1 protein-coding gene and 1 pseudogene are annotated in these 2,054 nt (G+C 57.5%); both read right to left on the bottom strand.

Translation table 11 applies throughout. The features are described from left to right. Nucleotides 1–353: 353 nt before the first annotated feature. The gene (locus D1J51_RS17620; protein WP_119077304.1) at nt 354–1,646 is read right to left on the bottom strand and encodes an APC family permease; all 1,293 of its coding nucleotides are present in this window, start codon (nt 1,644–1,646) and stop codon (nt 354–356) included. Between the two features lie 160 nt (nt 1,647–1,806). After that, nucleotides 1,807–2,025: pseudogene (locus tag D1J51_RS17615) on the bottom strand (integrase core domain-containing protein); the annotation flags it as partial. Between the last annotated feature and the right edge of the window lie 29 nt (nt 2,026–2,054).

The following is a 2,054-nucleotide window of genomic DNA, read 5'->3' as shown; positions in this document are numbered from 1 at the left end:
TCATCAGGGTGTTGCGACAACCAATTGAATCCGCCGTCTCCGGGCTCACTCCAAGGAGGCCGCCGACGTGTCGGCAAGCGGCGGTCAGCGATTCAAATTCGGGGCGGGCCTCGGCAAGCATGCGGAGCGCACGCTGACGAAGTTCGGGGTCGTATTTGCTTGGCATCGTAGTTCCATCCTTATATACAGATCGGAACTAAACCCAGGCCAATTCACGGATAGCTATTGGGTCGAGCTACAGGCACCGCAACGTTGAAGGTGAAGACGAAATCCGTAATTGGATCAGTGCTCTGGGAACCGAGACAGCACGAGGCTCCGACATCGGCGAGGCCTCAGAGTTAGGACTCCCGGCTCTAATTCGTCTCCTCTTTTGCTCTCACCCGCATAACGATCACCTGGCCGACGATAACGGCTGTCGCAACCGCTGCAGCGACAATTACGGTTTGAAGATCGCTTTGCACTTTAAGAATCGTGAAGGAAATCAGAATCGAGAAGTTGAGCAATATTGTGAGAAGCGGTGCCCACGGCTTTGCCTTGATTTTTGTCCGGAGGTGCCGAATCACGCCCCATTGCACCGCGATGTCCATTGCGAGGTAGAGGAACGCTCCCATCGATGCGATCTGAGTGAGGTCCAGGAAGGCTGTGGCGATAATCGCGAGCCCAGCCGTGATGATCAGCGGCTGTTGCGGGACGCGCGCAGGCAGTGACGGCGTCTGGCGCATGTCTTGGAGCATTCCGTAGAGGCGTGATACCGAATACAGACTGGCCAGCAGCCCGGACAGTGTGGCGACAACGGCGATCGCCACCGTGATTCCGATACCCCACGAGCCAAAGAGCGGTTCGGCTGCCGCAGCCAACGCATAATCACGCGCTTTTACCGCGCCTGCGGCCCCAATACTGGACTCTACCGAGACGGTGATCAGCATGTAGAGGACCGTGCAGACCGCCAGGGAAATGACGATCGAGCGCGCAATGTTCTTTTTCGCGTCCTGAATGTCGTCACCTTGGTTGGTTATGGTGGTGAACCCTTTGTAGGCGAGCACACACAGGACCGTTCCGGCGAGCAGTCCGACGATATCGGGGGCCTCGCCTGAGCTTTGGGCGAAGAGTCCGGATCCTGATGCGACAGCACCGACGAGTCCCGCTATAGCGAGCAGTGCGATGCCCACGATCTTGATGATCGCAGTCGTGGTCGCGGATCCTTCAACGAGCTTATTACCGAGCAAGTTCACGATGGCTGCTGCCACGATCGCAAGCACGCCCAGGAGGGGGACGAGAATTGCAGAGTCTTGTAGGCCAAATGGGCGCAGCAGGTAAGTTCCGAAGGTGCGGGCGAGGAGACTTTCCGCGACCACCATTGAGACGTACATGAACAGGGTAAACGATCCCGCAGCGACCCCCGGTCCGTACGCATCTTTCAGTAGCATCGCAATACCACCCGCAGAGGGGTTCACGCTTGAATATCGCGTGTACGAGTAGGCGCTGACACCGGCGACAATCGCGCCGAGCAGAAACGCGAGCGGAAACCAGTCTCCGGCGAAGCCCGCGACCTGCCCGACGAGCGCAAAGATTCCCGCCCCGATCATCACTCCGGTGCCGAGCGAAACGGACCCGACGAGTGAAATCTTGCCCTTCGTTGCGACCATGTGAACCCCTCGCTCCTTCTCGTTCAATTTCGGTTTTCACGCCATGCTTACTAAGCAGGGAGCAGTACTTTGCACTTCCCCACGTTCTAGTTTGAAGTGCAACATCAGAGTGTGGGGATGGGTTGAATTGGCCTGGTTTGAGTTCCGACCGGTTTTCCTGTCAGCCGGTTGGTGACAGAAGCGTCTCGGTCTCAGCGTAGTATGCCTGCTCGACTTCGGCCGGGGTGCGCATGTCGAGTTCCCCGTGAAGTCGTTCATGGTTCCACCACCACACGTACTTAAGGGTCGCGAGCTCGACCTGCTCAACGGTCCGCCATGGCCCTTGCTGACGAATAAGCTCGGTCTTGTAGAGATTGTTGACCGCCTCAGCCATCGCGTTGATGCTCCTATAGTTGTCAACTCATGATT

Origin of the sequence: Leucobacter sp. wl10 (assembly GCF_003569785.1) — a bacterium.
Taxonomy (GTDB): Bacteria; Actinomycetota; Actinomycetes; order Actinomycetales; family Microbacteriaceae; genus Leucobacter.
The sequence above is the reverse complement of the archived record's forward strand: the minus strand, read 5'-3'. Positions and strand labels throughout refer to the sequence as shown.

Coding starts and splice junctions, on each gene's coding strand:
- D1J51_RS17620 (WP_119077304.1), bottom strand. CDS start 1,646: ATGGTCGCAACGAAGGGCAAGATTTCACTCGTCGGGTCCGTTTCGCTC.